This window comes from Streptomyces sp. AC555_RSS877, from assembly GCF_019049245.1.
Taxonomy (GTDB): domain Bacteria; phylum Actinomycetota; class Actinomycetes; order Streptomycetales; family Streptomycetaceae; genus Streptomyces.
This window is the reverse complement of the sequence record NZ_JAGMUK010000019.1, coordinates 1-16,550: the sequence shown is the minus strand read 5'-3', so window position 1 is coordinate 16,550 and position 16,550 is coordinate 1. Positions and strand designations below refer to the sequence as shown.

General features: G+C 71.2%; 15 protein-coding genes. 10 read left to right on the top strand and 5 right to left on the bottom strand.

Annotated elements, in window-relative coordinates:
* Positions 1-206: 206 nt before the first annotated feature.
* On the top strand, positions 207-830 hold the full coding sequence (locus tag KUM49_RS09050; RefSeq protein WP_217236219.1) for an NADPH-dependent FMN reductase: 624 nt from the start codon (positions 207-209) through the stop codon (positions 828-830).
* Between the two features lie 25 nt (positions 831-855).
* On the opposite strand, the gene KUM49_RS09045 is transcribed toward KUM49_RS09050, so the two are convergent.
* A complete protein-coding gene (locus KUM49_RS09045) occupies positions 856-2,556 on the bottom strand; it encodes an IclR family transcriptional regulator C-terminal domain-containing protein (RefSeq protein ID WP_217236218.1) in 1,701 nt (566 codons plus the stop codon).
* A 116-nt stretch (positions 2,557-2,672) separates the two neighbouring features.
* Positions 2,673-3,950 (bottom strand): M6 family metalloprotease domain-containing protein, encoded by a 1,278-nt coding sequence (locus KUM49_RS09040; RefSeq protein WP_217236217.1) that lies wholly within the window; start codon positions 3,948-3,950, stop codon positions 2,673-2,675.
* A gap of 381 nt (positions 3,951-4,331) precedes the next feature.
* Between KUM49_RS09040 and KUM49_RS09035 the strand changes: the two genes are divergently transcribed.
* Positions 4,332-4,976, top strand: coding sequence for a TetR/AcrR family transcriptional regulator (locus KUM49_RS09035; RefSeq protein ID WP_217236216.1), 645 nt, complete (start codon positions 4,332-4,334; stop codon positions 4,974-4,976).
* Positions 4,977-5,157: 181 nt separating this feature from the next.
* On the top strand, positions 5,158-6,687 hold the full coding sequence (locus KUM49_RS09030) for an MFS transporter (RefSeq protein WP_217236215.1): 1,530 nt from the start codon (positions 5,158-5,160) through the stop codon (positions 6,685-6,687).
* 94 nt (positions 6,688-6,781) lie between these two features.
* Here the strand turns inward: KUM49_RS09030 and KUM49_RS09025 are convergent, their stop codons facing one another.
* On the bottom strand, positions 6,782-7,291 hold the full coding sequence (locus tag KUM49_RS09025) for a MarR family winged helix-turn-helix transcriptional regulator (RefSeq protein WP_217236214.1): 510 nt from the start codon (positions 7,289-7,291) through the stop codon (positions 6,782-6,784).
* 143 nt (positions 7,292-7,434) lie between these two features.
* On the opposite strand from KUM49_RS09025, the gene KUM49_RS09020 reads away from it, so the two are divergent.
* Complete coding sequence (locus tag KUM49_RS09020) at positions 7,435-8,226, top strand: dioxygenase (RefSeq protein WP_217236213.1); 792 nt, start codon at positions 7,435-7,437, stop codon at positions 8,224-8,226.
* 66 nt (positions 8,227-8,292) lie between these two features.
* Here KUM49_RS09020 and KUM49_RS09015 read toward each other — a convergent pair whose 3' ends face one another.
* Complete coding sequence (locus KUM49_RS09015) at positions 8,293-8,811, bottom strand: GNAT family N-acetyltransferase (RefSeq protein ID WP_217236212.1); 519 nt, start codon at positions 8,809-8,811, stop codon at positions 8,293-8,295.
* Between the two features lie 173 nt (positions 8,812-8,984).
* On the opposite strand from KUM49_RS09015, the gene KUM49_RS09010 reads away from it, so the two are divergent.
* The 3 genes from KUM49_RS09010 to KUM49_RS09000 all read left to right on the top strand — a co-directional run bounded on the left by KUM49_RS09010 (position 8,985) and on the right by KUM49_RS09000 (position 11,886).
* On the top strand, positions 8,985-9,980 hold the full coding sequence (locus tag KUM49_RS09010; RefSeq protein ID WP_217236211.1) for an RNA polymerase sigma factor RpoD/SigA: 996 nt from the start codon (positions 8,985-8,987) through the stop codon (positions 9,978-9,980).
* Positions 9,981-10,512: 532 nt separating this feature from the next.
* Entirely contained in the window at positions 10,513-11,118 is a 606-nt protein-coding gene (locus KUM49_RS49760; protein WP_217236220.1) for a TetR/AcrR family transcriptional regulator, read from the top strand.
* Positions 11,119-11,130: 12 nt separating this feature from the next.
* The gene (locus KUM49_RS09000) at positions 11,131-11,886 is read left to right on the top strand and encodes a hypothetical protein (protein ID WP_217236210.1); all 756 of its coding nucleotides are present in this window, start codon (positions 11,131-11,133) and stop codon (positions 11,884-11,886) included.
* A gap of 12 nt (positions 11,887-11,898) precedes the next feature.
* On the opposite strand, the gene KUM49_RS08995 is transcribed toward KUM49_RS09000, so the two are convergent.
* Positions 11,899-12,870 (bottom strand): YafY family protein, encoded by a 972-nt coding sequence (locus KUM49_RS08995; protein WP_217236209.1) that lies wholly within the window; start codon positions 12,868-12,870, stop codon positions 11,899-11,901.
* Between the two features lie 63 nt (positions 12,871-12,933).
* On the opposite strand from KUM49_RS08995, the gene KUM49_RS08990 reads away from it, so the two are divergent.
* The 3 genes from KUM49_RS08990 (at position 12,934) to pfkB (ending at position 16,383) form a co-directional block, all read left to right on the top strand.
* Positions 12,934-14,448: an MFS transporter gene (locus tag KUM49_RS08990; protein WP_217236208.1), complete on the top strand. Its 1,515-nt coding sequence runs from the start codon at positions 12,934-12,936 to the stop codon at positions 14,446-14,448.
* Positions 14,449-14,677: 229 nt separating this feature from the next.
* On the top strand, positions 14,678-15,439 hold the full coding sequence (locus tag KUM49_RS08985) for a DeoR/GlpR family DNA-binding transcription regulator (protein ID WP_217236207.1): 762 nt from the start codon (positions 14,678-14,680) through the stop codon (positions 15,437-15,439).
* Positions 15,436-16,383, top strand: a complete 948-nt coding sequence (gene pfkB, locus KUM49_RS08980; RefSeq protein WP_217236206.1) for a 1-phosphofructokinase — start codon at positions 15,436-15,438, stop codon at positions 16,381-16,383. Before KUM49_RS08985 ends, pfkB begins: the two co-directional genes overlap by 4 nt.
* Positions 16,384-16,550: the final 167 nt, after the last annotated feature.

Below are 16,550 nucleotides of genomic sequence, written 5' to 3'. Positions count from 1 at the left end.
CGCTTTAGGAGAGCGGTGCTCTATCCCCTGAGCTACGAAGGCGACGGCGTTCAGTGTAGCGGGTGGGGCTGGTCCTTTACCGGTGGGCGGTCGGGGGTGGCGGGTGGGAGGCCGCCGCGGCGGCAGCGGACGGCTGCTCCTCGTCATCGGCCACGGCACTCGGTGGGCTTGACCTCAAGTTATGTTCAGGTTCTACGTTCTGGGTCATGCCTCAGACAACGCCGCACACCACGACGAAGCCGCTTCCGCTCAGGATCGGCGTCCTCATCGGCAGTACCCGACCCGGCCGCTTCGCCGACAAGGTCGCCCCCTGGTTCCTCTCGGAGATCCGTCGGCGCGACGACATGGAGGTCCACGTGATCGACCTGTCCGAGCCGGCCCTCGTCGACGAGCTCAAGCTCTCCTTCGAGCGAGCGGACGGGGGTGGTGGCGGGGACGACGCCCCGAAGCTCGCGCAGCGCATCGGTGGGCTCGACGGGTTCGTTGTGATCACGCCGGAGTACAACCACGGGTACCCGGCCTCCCTCAAGCTGGCCATTGACTACGTGTACAGCGAGTGGCGTGCCAAACCGGTCGGGTTCGTGTCGTACGGGGGGATGGCCGGCGGACAGCGGGCTGTGGAGCAGTTGCGGCAGGTCTTCGCCGAACTGCATGCCGTCACCTTGCGCGACACCGTCGGTTTCCACATGGCCTGGGAGAGGTTCGACGAGCGCGGGAGGCCGCACGACGAGGAGGGGACCGCCAAGGCCGCCGCCGTTCTGCTGGACCAGCTCGCCTGGTGGGGGCTGACCCTGCGGGAGGGGCGGGCGGCGCGGCCGTACGACGGCTGAGGCAGCGGCCGGGAGCACCGGCCCGTCACGACAGCGGCACCCTCGTGAACCGGCCCGCCACTCTCAGGTCACCCTCGATCCGATCCGCCGCCGCCCGCAGTTCCGGCAGGATCTCCGTCACGATCTCCTCCACCGTGCGGCGGGCCGCGTGCAGGGCCACGTTGGTGGCGGCGACCGTCCTGCCCGTGCGGTCGCGGATCGGGACCGCGACGGAGCGCAGGCCTTTCTCGAGTTCCTCGTCGACCAGGGCGTAGCCCTGGGTCCGTACGTCCTCCAGCTCGGCCCCGGCGTCCGTCGCCAGCAGCACCCGCCCCAGGGCCGTCGCCGCGGCCGGCAGCCGCGTGCCGATCGTGATGTCGGCGGTCAGGACCCGGCTCGTGGTCGCCCGGGCCGTGTACTGGATCTCCTCGCCCGATGCCGTCAGGACCGCCAGTGACGAGGACTCGTGGACCCTCGCCGACAGATCCGCCAGGTGCGGGGTCGCGATGCGGGACAGGGACGTACGGGACAGGGGCGGGAAACCCAGGGACAGCACGCGGGGCGTCAGCGCGAACGTGCGCTCGGTGGCGCCCGTCGTCACCAGACCCAGGTGCTCGTACGTGATCAGCGCCCGCCGTGCCGTCGCCCGGGCCAGCCCCGTCGCCTTCGCCACCTCCGTCAGCGTCAGCTCCGCCCGGCCCTCGCCGAAGGCCGTCAGGACGGTCAGGCCGCGGGCGAGGGACTCGACGAAGTGCCTGCCCAACTCGTGCTTCGACGCCCCCGTCCAGGCCGCCAGACCGGACGGCGGCACGGGCACGGGCGCCGGCACGGACGCGAGCACGGACGCGGACGCGGACTTTGCCTCCGTGCCCGTGCCGCCCAGCTCCTCCTCCATGGCCGCCACCGCTCCCCGCAGCCGAGGCAGCAGCGTCTCGCGCAGGTCCGCCGCCGAGTGCCGGCTCGTGTGGCTCACCACGCTTGCCACGCAGGCGATCCGGCCGGTGCCGGGATGCCGTACGGGTACGGACACCGCCACCAGGCCCGGCTCGATCAACTGGTCGTCCAATGCCCAGCCGTTCTCCCGCGCCCGAGTCACTGCCTGGACGAACTCCTCGTCCACGCCCGCCCGTTCGCGCGGCGGTACGGCCGGGAAGGCCCGGTCCTGCGGGTCCGCCGCCCGGCGTGCCCGCCAGCCCTGCCAGTCCTCGTCCGTCCATTCCGTCGCGAACAGCGGGCCCGGCGCGGTGCGTTCGGCCGGCAGCAGGTCGCCGATGCGGAAGCTGAGGGACATCGCACGGCGGCGGGTGGCCTGGTGGATGAAGCGGATGCCGTCGCGGTCGCCGACCGCCAGTGACACCGACTCGTCCAGCTCGTCGGCGAGGGCGTCCGCGCGGGCGCCGAGCAGTGCCGGGAGGCGCAGGGCGGACAGGTACGCGTTGCCCAGTTCCATCAGGCGGGGGGTGAGGATCACGTCCCGGCCGTCGAGACGGACGTATCCCATGCGCGCGAGGGTGGAGGTGATCCGGTCGACCGTGGAACGGGCGAGGCCGGTGGCTCGTTCCAGCCCGCTCGCGCTCATCGTCCCGCCGGCCTCGGTCAGTCGCCGCAGCAGGCCGACCCCCCGGATCAGCGGGGCGACCGCCTCGGCGGGTACGGCGGCGGGTGCGGCGGGGGAGCCGGCCGGTACGGCGGTGGTGTTCCAGGCCGGATCGCTTGTATCGGTCAGATCGGTCGGATCGGCGGGCATCGGTTCTCCCGTACGGCAGTCAGGGCAGGCCTACCGTATTCCGCAGCCCGCAGCCCGCAGCCCGCAGCCCGCAGCCCGCAGCCCGCAGCCCGCAGCCCAGTCGGCCAGAGCATCCCCTACCCCCGACTGACCCGCACCCGGTAGTCCCCCGAGAGCTCCGCCCCCGCCACCGCGATCCGCACGCCCCGCTTCGAGTCCCGGAACTCCTCCCCGGGTATGAAGGGCGCGTCGGAGAGTTCCGCGTGGACGTTGGGGCTGCGGGTGCAGCCGCCGCTGTCGCGGTGGGAGTCGTAGACGGTGACCGGGCCCCGGCCGGTGTCGATGTCGGCGTCGACCTTGTAGATGAGGATGCCGGGACGGCAGACCGTCTCGTCGTTGCCCTCGCGGGTGCGCAGTTCGACGGCGTATCCGGTGCGGCGGTCGAGGGGGACGAAGACGAGTTTCGTGCCGCCCGGGCGGGCCAGCGGGGTCAGGGTGTACTCCGTCGTCCCGGGCGCCGTGGCGCAGTTCACCTGGGGGGCGTCCAGCCAGCCGAGTTTCCACTTGTGCCAGGCGAGGAGGTCGTTGTTGGCGCCCCAGTCCTCGCTCATGATGTCCCAGTGGCCGACCGCGCCCCCGCCCTCCTGGGTGTAGAGGTCGGGCAGGCCGAAGACGTGGCCGTTCTCGTGGGGGAGGACGCGGTAGCCGGTGCGGTCGTAGGAGCCGGAGCCGTCGTCCTGGCGGGAGTAGACGAAGGACGCGTTCGACACGGGGACGCCGTCGGCGACCGGGGCCTCCGGGTTGCCGGCGAAGGTGACGGACAGGACGGTGTCGAGGGCGGAGGGGCCGGCGTTGGGTGTGACCAGCACGTTCAGGAAGTCGTACGACCGGAAGTCCACCTTGGGATCGGCTGTGGCGACGATGTCCTGGACCAGTTGCCGGTAGCCGGGGTCGAAGGGGGCGCCGCGTTCTATGCCGTAGGCGTGGAACGGTTCGGGCATGCGCAGCCAGTCGGCGACCGGGGTTTGGGGGCGGTAGTCGAGACGGCCGTAGGAGCTGGTGCGGAACCATTGCCGGGTCTGCGGGAAGAACTCGTGGAAACGGTCGAGCGCGCTGCCCGAACCGGGCGCGTCGGAGAAGTCGATCATCAGGGTGAGGGCGCGGACGGTGCCGGTGGAGCGGGAGTAGCCGCTGGGGGTGGGGACGCCTTCGGTCATCTGGACCGTCGGGCTGCCGCTGATCATGCAGGGGACGTGTGCGGAGGTGCGGGCCAGGGCGATGGGACCGGCGCCGGCCGTGGTGGGGGCCGGTCTGAGGTGTCCCGTGCCGGCCGAGGTGCTGACCGCGAGGGTCAGCGCGGTCACGGACGCGAGAGTGGCCGCGCGGCGCGGGCGTATCCGACGGCTCGGCTGCATGCATGGCCCCTTCGGTCCTCGGCAGCCGCCGATCTGAAGGCTGCGCCCTTTCGATCACCCTGTGGCGAGGGGTGCATGGGCGCGCGCTGAAGGAGCCCGAACGTGGGTCACCGGAAAGGAGAGGGGGTGACCCGGGGCGGGTCAGATGGAGGTGAATGGGATGTGACTCAGGTCACGCAAGATCTGTCGGTGGGTGGGAAATAACCGGGGATCCCTTCCCCGTTTAGACCTGTGTCCGAGCGAAGTGGGGAGAACTTCCCCGGATCGCACGACACCAGCAGGACCGCACGACACCAGCAGGACCGCACGACACCAGCACGGCCCAGCACCGCACCCAGCACCGCAGCCCTTGATCACGCACCAACAGCCTTGGAGTACACCGTGCAGACCGCCACCCCCGTGCAGCGCAAGACGCCCCGGCCGCGTGCCGACGCTCTGCGCAACCGGGAGCGGATCGTCGCCGCCGCCCGGGAGATGTTCGTCGAGCTGGGCCCGGACGTGCCGCTCGACGACATCGCCCGCCGGGCCGGCGTCGGCAACGCCACGGTGTACCGCAACTTCCCGGACCGGGACGCCCTGGTCCGCGAGGTGGTCTGCTCGGTCATGGACCGCACCTCGGAGGCGGCCGAGCGGGAGCTGATGGAGACCGGTGACGCGTTCGAGGCGCTGGCACGCTTCCTGCACGCCGCCGTCGACGAGCGGATCAGCGCGTTGTGCCCGATGGTCTCCAGCACGTTCGACCAGCACCACCCCGACCTGAAGGCCGCGCGTGAGCGCTGTGATCAGCTCGTCGAGCAGCTCATGGGCCGGGCCAAGGCGGCCGGTCAACTCCGCGCCGACGTGGGCATCGGTGACCTGATGGTCACCGCGGTCCAGTTGGGCAGGCCCCCGGCCGGCACGGACTGCTTCAGCGTCGACCGCTTCGTACACCGCCATCTGCAGCTGTTCCTGGACGGACTGCGGGCCCCGGCCCGCTCCGTCCTGCCGGGTACGGCCGTGACCATGGAGGACCTCCGCAAGGCCTGACCGATGAGTACGGCGCCTCGCGCCGGTCAGCACACCGACTTCCGCGGCCGTCACCGATGACGGGCCATCCCCGAAGACATCCGAAGACATCTTTTAGGCATCTCTTTCATCCTTACGACCTTACGACTCTCGTCCCTCACGACACCTTTTTCCGTCACGAAGTCCCGAAGTGGGTACAACCATGTCCGAAACAGCCGTAAAGGCCCCCGGCGTCCCTGATGCCAACCGCTGGAAAGCGCTGACGTTCATAGCGCTCGCCCAGCTGATGGTCGTCCTCGACGCGACCATCGTGAACATCGCCCTGCCCTCCGCCCAGCAGGATCTGGGGATCTCCGACGGCAACCGGCAGTGGGTCATCACGGCCTACGCCCTCGCCTTCGGTGGTCTGCTGCTCTTCGGCGGCCGTATCGCCGACCTGTGGGGCCGCAAGCGCACCTTCGTCGCCGGTCTGATCGGCTTCGCCGGCGCGTCCGCCCTCGGCGGCGCGGCCACGAACGAGGCGATGATGCTCGGCGCCCGCGCCCTCCAGGGTGCGTTCGGCGCACTGCTCGCGCCCGCCGCGCTCTCGCTGCTCGCCGTGATGTTCACGGAGCCCAAGGAGCGCGCCAAGGCGTTCGGCATCTACGGTGCGATCGCCGGTGGCGGCGGCGCCGTGGGCTTCATCCTCGGCGGTCTGCTCACCGAGTACCTCGACTGGCGCTGGACGTTCTTCGTGAACATCCCGTTCGCGGTCGTCGCGGCCGCGGGTGCGTACTTCGTCATCCGTGAGCCGGCCGGCAGCCGCAACCGTTCGCCGCTCGACATCCCGGGCGTCGTCCTGTCCATCCTCGGTCTGGTCACGCTGGTCTACGCCTTCACCCGCGCCGAGTCCGACGGCTGGGGCGACTCCACGACCGTCGGCCTGTTCGTCGCGTCGGTCGTGCTGCTCGCCGCGTTCGTCCTCGTCGAGTCCAAGGTCAAGGCCCCGCTGCTGCCGCTGCGCGTCATCACCGAGCGCAACCGCGGAGGCGTCTACCTCTCCCTCGGTCTCGCGATCATCGCGATGTTCGGCCTGTTCCTCTTCCTGACCTACTACCTGCAGCTCGTGCTGGGCTACTCGCCGGTCAAGACCGGCCTCGCCTTCCTGCCGATGATCGGCGGCATGATGGTGGGCTCCACGCAGATCGGCACCCGCCTGATGACCCGGGTTCCCCCGCGTCTGCTGATGGCTCCGGGCTTCCTGGTCGCCGCGGTCGGCATGCTGTTCCTCACGCAGCTGGAGATCGGCACCTCGTACGCCAGTGTGATCCTGCCGGGGATGGTGCTGCTCGGCCTCGGCATGGGCACGGCGTTCATGCCCGCCATGTCCCTGTCCACGCACGGTGTCGAGCCGCGTGACTCGGGTGTCGCCTCCGCGATGGTCAACACCTCGCAGCAGGTGGGCGGCGCGATCGGTACGGCCCTGCTGAACACGATCGCCGCCTCGGCGACGACCGCGTACATCAAGGACCACATCGGCGGCGCCGGCTCGCAGGCCCAGCAGCAGCTGGTCCAGCTGGAGGGCCAGGTGCACGGGTACACCAACGCGATCTGGTTCGCCGTCGGCATCCTGGTCCTGGCCGCGACGATCGCCGCGACCTTCATCAACACCGGCCGTCCGGAGTCCGGCGTGGTGGCCGGCTCCGGTGAGGGTTCGGAGGACGAGCTGCGGGTGCCGGTGATCGCGCACTGACGGCGACCACCCGGTCGTAACCCTTCGGGCCACCGGTACGTACGGGGAGGGGACGCCTCGTACGTACGACCCACCGGACCTGCCCCGGCTGCGCTCAGCGGAGCCAGGGCAGGTCCGCACCCGCTTCGTTCGGCTGAAGTCCCTCGGCGACGATCTGCATGATCTCGCCGAGGGACTTCTGCTGTTCGGGGGTGAGCCGGTCGAACAGCGCGTTCCGTACGACCGTCACGTGGCCCGGCGCGGTCTGTTCCAGTGTCTGGAGGCCCTGGTCCGTGAGGACGGCGAACTGGCCCCGTTTGTCGGAGGGGCAGTCCTCGCGGCGTACCCAGCCGTTCTTCTCCAGGCGGGCGATGGCGTGCGACAGGCGGGAACGGGTGATCTTCGCGTGCTTGGCCAACTCGGTCATGCGCAGCCGCCGGTGCGGGGACTCGGCGAGCTTGACGAGGAGGCCGTAGTAGATGTGGGGCATACCCGCGTCACGCTGGAGCTGACGGTCCAGGTGGTCTTCGAGGAGGGTGGTGGCGTGCAGGTAGGAGCGCCAGACGCGCTGCTCCTCTTCGGTGAGCCAGCGCGGCTCTTCAGCGGGTGCGGATGCCGTGTTCATGTACTCCACTGTACGAGTGCTCTCCTTGAATGTTAAACAAACGGGGCGTACTCTCGGAGAAGTAATAGCTTGAGGTTTCAAGCGAATCAGTGAACCATCGTGTACCGCCTCACGTGCAGATTCTTCCGGAGGGAGCAGCCGTCATGTCCGCCGCCACCGAGGAGCGGATGCCCGCCCTCTACCTCAGTCACGGTGCCCCGCCCCTGGCGGACGACCCGGTCTGGCCCGGAGAACTGGCCGCCTGGTCGGCCGGACTGCCGCGGCCCAAGGCGATCCTCATGGTCTCCGCCCACTGGGAGGAGGCCCCGCTCGCCCTCGGCGCCACCGAGCCCGTTCCCCTCGTCTACGACTTCTGGGGCTTCCCCGAGCACTACTACCAGGTGACGTACGCGGCTCCCGGCGCCCCCGAACTCGCCGCATCCGTACGGAAGTTGCTACGCACGGCCGGGACACCCGTCCAGGACATCCCGGACCGAGGCCTCGACCACGGCGCCTATGTCCCGCTGGTGGAGATGTTCCCCGAGGCCGACATCCCGGTCCTGCAGGTCTCCATGCCGACCCTCGACCCGGTCCGCCTCATGGAGATCGGCCGCAAGCTCGCGCCGCTGCGCGACGAGGGCGTGCTGATCGTCGGCTCCGGCTTCTTCACCCACAACCTGGCCGCGCTGCGGCACACGGGCGGGGGAGTGCCCACCTGGTCGTCCGAGTTCGACGACTGGGGCCGCCGCGCCCTGGAGACCCGTGACTGGGACGCCCTGCTGGACTTCCTCCACAAGGCTCCGGCCGGCCGGTACGCCCATCCGCGCACCGAGCACTTCGCCCCGCTGTTCGTGACCATGGGCGCGGCGGACGTGGCCGGTGAGCTGGACTCGCAGAAGTCCGTGATCGACGGGTTCTGGATGGGGATGGCGAAGCGGTCGGTGCAGTTCGGCTGAGGCGTGGCACGGGGTGGGGACCGGCAAGGGCCTCTGAAGGTCCGTGGGAGCTCCGTCAGAGCTCCGTCAAAGATCCTTCTCGTACCAGGCCACGTCCCAGTAGCGGCCGAACTTCCGGCCCACTTCGCGATACGTGCCGACGTGCCGGAATCCGAAGCGTTCGTGCAGCCGCGCGGACGCTTCGTTGGGCTGTGCGATACCCGCGTAGGCGCGGTGCAGGTCCTCGCCGGACAGGGCCTCGAAGAGGGCTTTGTAGAGCATCGTGCCGACGCCGCGGCCGCCCGCGTGGGGGGCGAGGTAGACGGTGACCTCGACGGAGGTCGAGTAGGCGGGCTTCGCGCGATAAAGGCTGGATGTGGCGTAGCCCAGAATCTCCTGTGTGTCCGCATGCGTGGCAACCATCAGGCGATGCGGGCCGTCTTCAGGGTGGGAGAGCAGCCAAGGGCGGCGTTCCTCCGGAGTGAAGACCGCGGTATCGAATGTGATGGACGTCTCACGAACGTAGTGGTTGTAGATGTCGGTGAGAGCGACGAGGTCACTGTCGACTCCCGGCCTGACCTGCACCTCTGTACGTTCCGACGGCATCGCTCCTCCTCGTGTGGCCGGGCAGGGTACTGCATGATCAGAAAAATACAGGGGTGGGTTGGGAATTCTGTCCGGATTCCAGTCGTTGTTTCCATCGGATGCAGGGCACCCGAGGAGAGTGCCGAGTGTCTGACAGGACCACCCGCTGACCTCACCATCGCAAGGGAGCACGCATGGCAACCCGTGCCGTCGCCCGTCGTCAGTCCGCCACCGGCGGGACCGACGCGGCAAGCAGTGTTCGCACCCATGGCGGCGAGATCGCCGACCGCGACCTGGTCGGCATGTATCTCGACGAGATCGCGCGCACACCGCTGCTCGACGCCGCCAAGGAAGTCGAGCTGTCCCAGATCATCGAGGCCGGTGTGTTCGCCCAGCAGCTTCTCGACGGGTTCGAGGAGTCGAAGTCGCACGCGACCCGCGAGGAGCTCGAGGCCCTGGTGGCCGACAGTGAGCGGGCCAAGGACGTCTTCATCCGCTCCAACCTGCGTCTGGTCGTCGCCGTGGCCCGCCGCTACCCCCGCAGCGGCCTCCCGCTCCTGGACCTCATCCAGGAGGGCAACGCAGGCCTGGTGCGCGCGGTCGAGAAGTTCGACTACCGCAAGGGCTTCAAGTTCTCGACGTACGCGACCTGGTGGATCCGTCAGGCGATCACCCGCTCGATAGCGGACCAGTCGCGCACCATCCGGCTGCCCGTCCACCTGGTGGAGGAGCTGGGCCGGATCCGGCGCGTGCAGCGCGAGTTCAACCGCGAGCACGGCCGCGACCCGGAGCCCGCGGAGATCGCCGCCGAGCTCGACTCGAACCCGGCCCGCGTGACGGACGTCCTCGACTGGGCCCGCGACCCGGTCTCGCTGAACATGCCGGTGGACGACGCGGGCGAGACACAGTTCGGCGACCTCCTGGAGGACGCGTCGGCGGTCTCCCCGGAGCAGTCCGTCCTGACCCTGCTGCGCAGCGAGGAGTTGGACGACCTCATCGGCCGCCTCGACCAGCGCACGGCCTCCATCATCAAGATGCGGTACGGCATCGAGGACGGCCGGGAGCGCACGCTGACCGAGGTCGGCAAGGAGCACGGCCTGACGCGCGAGCGGATCCGCCAGATCGAGAAGCACGCGCTGCTGGAGCTGAAGAAGCTGGCGCGGGACACCGGGTTCGACGCGGCGGCCTGACGTCCCGCGCGGCCGCGGCGCCGGGGAGCGTACGACCGCCGGCGGCCGCGCACGCCGGGTGGCGAAAGACAGCGCAAACATGGCGTTGTAACGCCGCTTCAATTGGCGGAGCCAGGGAACAAGACTTCAGGGTCCAGGAGTTCGAGCGGGCCGGGACCACGTCCCGCTGCCGGATTCCGCGGCCCTGACCCACAGAGCCACGTCCCGACGCACACCCCCCCGGCGCCGGGACGTCCCAGCCGGGCTTCGGCGCCCTCCCCCCGGGTGCCGAGGCCCGGCTCACTTCTGCTTCCCGCGCGCCGGTTCCGCGCTGCGCAGGCCCGGGTGCCGGGCCCCGACAGGCTGGAACGCCCGCCATGCTGGTAGGCCCGACAGGCTGGAAGGCGGGCCACCCCGTACCTGAACTCCGGGGTGACCCGCCGGATGGCAGATTCTGTCACATGGGCATAGCCTGCCGAATGTGAGCAGTCCCACCCACTCCGTTTCGGCGACCTCCGTCTCCCTCACCGAACGACGCAAGGCCGCGACCCGCATGGACATCGCCCGAGCGGCCGCCGGACTCTTCGTGAAGCACGGCCTGCGGGCCACCCGGGCCGAGGACATCGCCCAGGCCGCCGGCATCGCCCCGCGCACCTTCTACCGCTACTTCGCGACCAAGGAGGAGGCCGTCGCCCCGCTCTACGCGGCGGGCGCCGAACGCTGGGCGGAGGCGGTCCGCGAGGCACCCGCCGAGCTGTCCCTGCCGCAGGCCCTGGAACACGCGGCCCGCCACACCTTGACGCCGGGCGTCGGGGTGTCCGCGGCGTCCTGGGAGTGGGTCCGCACCCTGATCCGGCTGGCGGAGACCGACCCGGGACTCGGAAAGGTGTGGGCGGAGGTGTGCCGGGCGGGGGAGCGGACGCTGGCCGACGTGTTGGCGGAGCGGCTTGCGCCGAGTGACGACAACGTTGCCGATACCCTCGCCGTCCCGCCCCACCTGCGCTTCGCCGCCGCGGTGGCGAGTGCCGCGGTCCGTACGGCGGTCGAGGCGTGGGCCACGGGAGACGCCCCGGCTTCCGGATCCGAGGGGCCGGCGGAACTGGCGCTGCGTCACCTCGGGGCACTCGGCGCGTTCCCGTGGGTGGAGCGCAGGGCCTGAAGGGTGGACGCGATGGCGGAACACCCGGGCTTCGGTGTGCTGTTGGCCCGTCTGGCGGCTCGTCGAGGGCTCGGCATCAGGGCGTTGGCTGAAGAGGCCGCGGTCTCCGAAGCCGAGCTGCGCCCGGTGTTCGACGGCGCGGCACCGAGCCCCGCACTGCTGCACCGGCTGGCTCCCGTACTGGCCCAGCGTGTCCCGGACCTCTTCGTGCTCGCCGGGCTGGAACCACCGCCGGAATGGGCCCCGTTGGACCCCATGGCGGGCGGCCGCGTCCCCTGGATCGCGATGCGGTCGAGGGAGCTGTCGCCGGAGCGGAGGGGTGAACTGCTCGCGTTCGCCCGCGCGCTGCCGCAGGAGACGCGGACGCGGCCGGAGAGGACACAGGGCAGGCGGACACCGCCCGAGCGGTACGCACCGGACTTCGGCGCGATGCTCGTCCGGATGCTCGCCCACCGGAATCTGACCTGGGCGGGCGCGGCCAAGGCGCTGTACGCCGTCTCCGGCACGTATCTGTCCGCGGCCACCGTCGGCCAGGTGGGGCGCGGCCGCAAGGAGCTCACCCCCGAGCTGCTGGTGGCCTTCGCGAACGCCCTCGGTGTCGCCGCCGCCGACCTGGCGGCCCTGACCGGCATCGACCTGCCGGACGGCCCGCCGCCGCACGACCCCGCGGTGGCCGACGCGGCCGAGCTGATCTGGGAGGCACGTCGGCTCCGCTGCGACCAGGTTGCCGAGGTCCGGGCCAGGCTGGAGGCGCTGCTGGAGGCGTGAGGTGGACCGCGGTCAGTCCGGGTCCGACCCCGCCCCGACCAGACGCGCACCCAACTCCCGTACGCAGCGCACAAGTTCCTGCGGCTCCTGTACGGAGAAGTCGTGTCCCAGCATCGCCAGCCGCACCGCCAGCCACTCCACCGGGTCCCCGACCGACCCCCGCAGCCGGCAGCGCCCCTCGACCAGTGGCTCGGGCACGCCGAGCCACTGCGGCACCCGGGGGGCGACGACCTCGGCCGGAGCGTCGAACGTCACGGTGAAGGCGTACGTCTCCTGGCGTCCGCTGATCGACCGGCGCAGGTACTCCGCCGCGTCCCCGGTGGGCAGCTCGCGCGGCGCGAACCGGGCCCCGGTCGCGAAGGGGTCGCTGACCCGGTCGACGCGGAAGGTGCGCCAGTCGTCGCGGTCGAGGTCGTAGGCGACGAGGTACCAGCGCCGCCCGGTGGACACCAGCCGGTACGGCTCGACCACGCGGCGCGAGTCGGCCCCGTCCTTCGCCCGGTAGGCGAACCGCAGCCGCTCCCGCCCCGCGACCGTGGAGGCCATCACGGTCAGCGTCTCCGGGGCGATGCTCGCCCCGTCCCCGCTGGTCAGCGGGGTGGTGGCGGCCTGGAGGGTGGAGACGCGGTGGCGCAGCCGGGACGGCAGCACCTGTTCCAGTTTGGCCAGCGCCCGTACGGAGGCCTCCTCCACGCCCTCCACCGCGTGCCCGGCGCCGGCCCGCAGGCCGACGGCGATGGCGACCGCCTCCTCGTCGTCGAGCAGGAGCGGCGGCATCGCCTTGCCCGCGACGAGCCGGTAGCCGCCGTCGGCGCCCATGGTCGCCTGCACGGGATAGCCGAGCTCCCGCAGCCGGTCGATGTCCCGCCGGACCGTGCGGCGGGAGACCCCGAGCCGGTCGGAGAGCTCGCCGCCGGGCCACTCGCGGGGCGTCTGGAGGAGGGAGAGGAGTTGGAGGAGCCGGGCCGGAGTGTCCGTCGTCATGAGTTCGAGGATGCCGCACAAGTAGGACGTGAACTGTCCTAGTGCGCTCATAGCTTGTGGGACATGACCTCCACCGAGCCCACCCTCAGTGCGGCGGGCGACCGGCGTCGCTGGTTCGCCCTCGCCATCGTGATGACCGCGGCCTTCATGGACCTCGTCGACGTCACGATCGTCAACATCGCCATCCCGTCGATCCAGCAGGACGCCGGCGCCACCGTGAGCCAGATCCAGTGGATCACGGCCGGATACGCGCTCGCTTTCGCCGCCGGCCTCATCACCGGCGGACGCCTCGGCGACATCCACGGCCGCAAGCGGGTGTTCCTGATCGGCATCGGCGGGTTCACCCTCGCCTCCGCGCTGTGCGGATTCGCCGCGAACCCGGAGATGCTGGTCGCCTCCCGGATCCTGCAGGGCGGCATGGCGGCGCTGATGGTGCCGCAGGTCCTGTCGATCGTGCACGCCACCTTCCCGGCGCACGAGCGCGGCAAGGTCTTCGGTCTGTTCGGCGCGATCGTCGGCCTGGGCGCGGTCTCCGGCCCGCTGCTCGGCGCCCTGCTGACCGAGTGGAACCTCTTCGGACTCGAATGGCGCCCGATCTTCCTCATCAACCTGCCGGTCGGCATCGCGGGCCTGATCCTCGGCCACCGTTTCATCACCGAGTCGAAGGCACCGAAGGCGCTGAAGCTCGACCTCGTCGGAGTCGCCCTCGTCACCCTCGGCATGCTGATGCTGGTCTACCCACTCACCCGCGGCCATGAGCTGGGCTGGCCGCTGTGGGGGCACCTCTCGATGGCCGGCGCGCTCGCCGTGTTCGCCGCGCTGGTGGCGTACGAGAGGCGCAAGACGGCGCGCGACGGCTCCCCGCTGATCGAACTGTCCCTGTTCAGGGTGAAGAGCTTCGCGGCCGGCATCGCGGTGCAGACCGTCTTCGGGATCGCGCTCGGCATCTTCTTCCTGGTGTGGATGCTGTACCTGCAGACCGGGCTGGGCTGGAGCCCGCTGCGGGCCGGCCTGACCGGCGTCCCGTTCTCGATCGCCGTCTCGATGGCGGCGGGCCTGTCCGTGCAGAAGTTGGTTCCGCGCTTCGGCCGCAAGGTGCTCCAGGCGGGCGCGTTGGCGATGGCGGCGGGCGTGCTGCTCTACCTGTGGGAGTCCGAGCGCTACGGCCTCGGCATCACCTCCTGGCAGATGGCGCTGCCGCTGGTCGTGATGGGCGTCGGCATGGGTTTGATCGTCGCCCCGCTGACGGACGCGATCCTGTCGGAGGTGCCGCGTGAGCACTCGGGTTCGGCGTCGGGGCTCATCAACACCGTGCAGCAGATGGGGTACGCGCTGGGGCTCGGCCTGGTGTCGGTGGTCTTCTTCGGCGAGCTCGGCGACGACCTGCTGCCCGCCCAGCTGGGCTCCGCCTTCGTGGACGCCTTCCAGCACGCGCTGGGCTGGGTCGCGGGCGTCATGACAGTGATCTTCCTGCTGATGTTCGCGCTCCCGAAGCGGCCGGCGCAGCACGTGGAAGGGGCGGCCGAAACCGACCCGGCGGTTCAGGCGGAGGCGAAGGAGCCGGAGTTCGTGGCGTGAACCACGGGCGGTGAAGGGCCCGGCACCCGCTGAGGTGCCGGGCCCTTCTGCCGTGCCCGGACGGGGTCTGCTGTCGCACTCGCTGCCGCATCCGGGCGGGATGCCGTACTCGGGCATGACCGGAAGTCCGTTCATGCCCGAATCACGTCCGAACCTGTTTACTTTCCGGTAATCCGGGCGTAGCCTCCCTGCGAAACCACAAGTTCGGGCACGGCGGAGGCGAACGGGTATGTACGCACCGGAGCGGCAGCAGGAGATCCTCCGGCTGGCCCGTGACGGCGGCCGCGTGGACGTGGTGTCGCTGGCCGAGGAGTTCCAGGTCACCGCGGAGACGATCCGCCGCGACCTGAAAGCCCTCGACCGCGCCGGCCTGCTGCGCCGGGTGCACGGCGGGGCCATCCCGGCCGGGCGCCTCGACTTCGAGCCGGACCTCGCCGAACGCGAGACGACGGCGGCCGATGAGAAGGACCACATCGCCAAGGCGGCCGTCGCCGAACTGCCGACCGAGGGCACGATGGTCCTCGACGCCGGTACGACGGTGGCGCGGCTGGCCGGCGCGATCCCCCTGGAGACGGCGCTCACCGTCGTCACGCACTCCCTGCCGATCGCCGCCCGCCTCGCCGACCACCCCGGCATCCAGCTCCACCTCGTCGGGGGACGCGTACGGCACCGTACCCGCGCCGCCGTGGACGCCTGGGCGCTGCGGGCGTACGGCGAGATCCGGGCCGACGTCCTCTTCGTGGCGGCCAACGGCTTCTCCGCCGAGCACGGCCTGACCACCCCCGACCTCGCCGAGGCCGCGGTCAAGCGCGCGGCGATCGCCGCGGCCCGCCGCGTGGTGCTGCTCGCCGACTCCTCCAAGCACGGCCAGGAGCACTTCGCCCGCTTCGGCGACCTGAGCGACGTGGACCTGCTGATCACCGACAGCGGGCTGAGCCCCGACGACGCCGCCGCGATCGAGCGCGGCGGCACGGAAGTAGTGCGCGCATGATCCTCACCGTCACCCCGAACCCGTCCCTGGACCGCACCTACGAGATCCCCGCGCTCGACCGCGGCGAGGTCATCCGCGCCACCGGCGAGCGCATGGACCCGGGCGGCAAGGGCGTGAACGTCTCGCGTGCCGTCTCGGCCGCCGGACAGCGCACGGTCGCGGTGCTGCCCCTGGGCGGTGCGCCCGGCGCGCTCGTCGCAGCCCTGCTCGACGCCCAGGGCATCGAGGTCGCGCCGGTGCCGGTCACCGGAGCCACCCGCTCGAACATCGCCCTCGCGGAGTCGGACGGCGTCCTCACGAAGATCAATGCGCCGGGTCCCGAACTGTCGGCCCAGGAGCAGGAACTCCTGCTGGAGACGGTCCGCGCGCAGTCCCGCGACGCGGACTGGATCGCCTGCTGCGGCAGCCTGCCGCGAGGGCTCGGGCCCTCCTGGTACGCGGCGCTCGTCGCCCGGGCGCACGCCGCGGGCAAGCGCATCGCGCTGGACACCTCGGGGCCCGCGCTCCTCGCGGCGCTGCGCGAGCGGCCCGACGTGGTGAAGCCGAACGCCGAGGAGCTCGCGGAGGCCGTCGGGCGCCCCCTGTCCACGGTGGGCGACGCGATGAAGGCCGCCGAGGAACTGCGCGCGATGGGCGCACGCGCCGTGCTCGCGAGCCTGGGCGCCGACGGGCAGCTGCTCGTGGACGACGCGGGCGCCTGGTTCGCCGGCGCGCGGGTCGACGTCGTCCGCAGCAACGTGGGCGCCGGCGACTCCTCCCTCGCCGGTTTCCTGATCGCGGGCGGCAGCGGGCCAAGGGCGCTCGCCTCGGCGGTCGCGCACGGCGCGGCGGCCGTCCAGCTCCCCGGCAGCGTGATGCCGACGCCGGCCGACCTGGATCCGGCGGCGGTGACGGTCATCGCCGAGGTGCCGGTGGACCGCGTACTGAAGGAGCCGGTGTCATGAGCGGCCCCGTGTTCTCCGGCGTCCTCACCGGACCGGCCGTGGAGCGGCGAGACTCCCCCTTACCCGCCGCGGCCGATGGGAGGCAGGGCCGACTGAGCCGGCCCGCCGCCCGGAGGGGGCGGGGCTTCCCCGGTCCCGCCTCCTCCCCCGCCCCCAACTTCCCCCAC

What these genes read in the sequence shown, in the direction of transcription:
- KUM49_RS09050 (WP_217236219.1), top strand. Translation starts at nt 207, where the DNA reads ATGCCTCAGACAACGCCGCACACCACGACGAAGCCGCTTCCGCTCAGG.
- KUM49_RS09045 (WP_217236218.1), bottom strand. Translation starts at nt 2,556, where the DNA reads ATGCCCGCCGATCCGACCGATCTGACCGATACAAGCGATCCGGCCTGG.
- KUM49_RS09040 (WP_217236217.1), bottom strand. Translation starts at nt 3,950, where the DNA reads ATGCAGCCGAGCCGTCGGATACGCCCGCGCCGCGCGGCCACTCTCGCG.
- KUM49_RS09030 (WP_217236215.1), top strand. Translation starts at nt 5,158, where the DNA reads ATGTCCGAAACAGCCGTAAAGGCCCCCGGCGTCCCTGATGCCAACCGC.
- KUM49_RS09025 (WP_217236214.1), bottom strand. Translation starts at nt 7,291, where the DNA reads ATGAACACGGCATCCGCACCCGCTGAAGAGCCGCGCTGGCTCACCGAA.
- KUM49_RS09020 (WP_217236213.1), top strand. Translation starts at nt 7,435, where the DNA reads ATGTCCGCCGCCACCGAGGAGCGGATGCCCGCCCTCTACCTCAGTCAC.
- KUM49_RS09015 (WP_217236212.1), bottom strand. Translation starts at nt 8,811, where the DNA reads ATGCCGTCGGAACGTACAGAGGTGCAGGTCAGGCCGGGAGTCGACAGT.
- KUM49_RS09010 (WP_217236211.1), top strand. Translation starts at nt 8,985, where the DNA reads ATGGCAACCCGTGCCGTCGCCCGTCGTCAGTCCGCCACCGGCGGGACC.
- KUM49_RS49760 (WP_217236220.1), top strand. Translation starts at nt 10,513, where the DNA reads ATGGACATCGCCCGAGCGGCCGCCGGACTCTTCGTGAAGCACGGCCTG.
- KUM49_RS09000 (WP_217236210.1), top strand. Translation starts at nt 11,131, where the DNA reads ATGGCGGAACACCCGGGCTTCGGTGTGCTGTTGGCCCGTCTGGCGGCT.
- KUM49_RS08995 (WP_217236209.1), bottom strand. Translation starts at nt 12,870, where the DNA reads ATGACGACGGACACTCCGGCCCGGCTCCTCCAACTCCTCTCCCTCCTC.
- KUM49_RS08990 (WP_217236208.1), top strand. Translation starts at nt 12,934, where the DNA reads ATGACCTCCACCGAGCCCACCCTCAGTGCGGCGGGCGACCGGCGTCGC.
- KUM49_RS08985 (WP_217236207.1), top strand. Translation starts at nt 14,678, where the DNA reads ATGTACGCACCGGAGCGGCAGCAGGAGATCCTCCGGCTGGCCCGTGAC.
- pfkB (WP_217236206.1), top strand. Translation starts at nt 15,436, where the DNA reads ATGATCCTCACCGTCACCCCGAACCCGTCCCTGGACCGCACCTACGAG.